A 1,430-nucleotide genomic window follows, 5' to 3' on the forward strand; every position below is an offset into this window, starting at 1 on the left:
GGCCATGAGTCGAATCGCCATTCGCCGTAGATTTTGTGCCGTTGCTGCCAGTAAGAACTCATCGTGCACACCACTTGGCCCGCGCAGCCGCAAGCGCTCAAGCTTCAGGATGCGTTTGAGGTGCGCGAAGAGCATTTCCACCTCTCTCTCGCTCACGTCGAGATTGTTTGTAGGCAGGTGTTGTCGCGATGCGTTTCGCCTCGTCCCGCGCAGCTTCGTGGATACTGCGCGTGACCTTGCGAACCGGGGTCTTCGGATAGCAGCGTTCCTTCATTGAACAGCCAGCGCAGTCGAGTTGGCTTGATCGATAGATAATCGTATCGGCCTTGGTGACGTGCGTACGCGAATTCTTGAATTGGCGACGCTCACTGCGCAGCGCGTTCCCAGCCGGACAACGATACTCGTTGGCCATCTCATTCCACTTAAACTCGCTAGTGGAGAATGCGTCGTCTTTGCGCGCGTACCTTTCCCAAACTGGGACGTGCAGTGCGATCTCTTTCTGCTCGACCATCCAGCCAAGCATCGCTGCAGTGCCGTAGGCGGTGTCGCCGACAAGGCGAGCGGGCTTGAGACAAAACCGTTGTTCGACTCTATCAATCATCGTTCTCGTTGATTCGACCTCGTGGGATCGGTTTGCGGGCGTCGCCTCAACGTCCATGATGATCCCCGCTCCCAGGTCGATCAGATAATTGGTCGAGTAGGCGAAGAACGCAGGGCCACCAGGCGCAGCGGTCCAGCTCGAGGCAGGATCGCTCAGGGAGATCATCTTCGGGGGAGTAGACGACTCTGCGGATTCGGCTGCGTCGGGGGCTACTGGATTGCTCTCTTCGAGGGCCTGGAGATACTCCCGCACGGAGCGACTCTGTTTCGCGGTAGGCCCCCAGTCGATGGGATCTGTTCCCGGTACTGCGCTTGAACGGCTTGCATCCGCCTTGATAATACTTGCATCGATGGCGAATCCTTCACCCCTCACAAGCCCCTCGGCCATGCAACGGCCCAAGACAGACTCGAACACATGGCGTAAGACATCGCTGTCGCGAAAGCGTCCGTGGCGATTCTTAGAGAACGTCGAATGTTCAGGTACCGCGTCATCCAAACCCAGGCGGCAAAACCAACGATATGCCAGATTCAGATGGACCTCTTCGCATAGCCTGCGCTCGGAGCGAATGCCGAAGCAGTAGCCCACGATCAGCATGCGGATCATGAATTCTGGATCAATCGAAGGTCGACCAATCGGACTGTAGAAAGGTGCGAGATGCTGACTCAAGTCGCCGAGATCGAGCGCCCGGTCGATGCCTCTCAGCAGGTGAGTTTGAGGCACGTGATTATCGAGGTTGAACGAGTAAAAAAGCTTGTCCTGCCCGCTATCCAATTGACCCATCATGATGATTCTCTCCTCGTCTATCAATACCTAAAGGATACTTAACCAT

The 1,430-nt window shown here is 56.2% G+C and carries 1 pseudogene; it reads right to left on the reverse strand.

Going from position 1 to position 1,430, the window contains the following annotated elements:
- Window positions 1-1,384: pseudogene (locus EOS_RS43055) on the reverse strand (IS1182 family transposase); the annotation flags it as partial.
- Between the last annotated feature and the right edge of the window lie 46 nt (window positions 1,385-1,430).

It is taken from the genome of Caballeronia mineralivorans PML1(12) (assembly GCF_001028175.1).
Lineage (GTDB): Bacteria > Pseudomonadota > Gammaproteobacteria > Burkholderiales > Burkholderiaceae > Caballeronia > Caballeronia mineralivorans.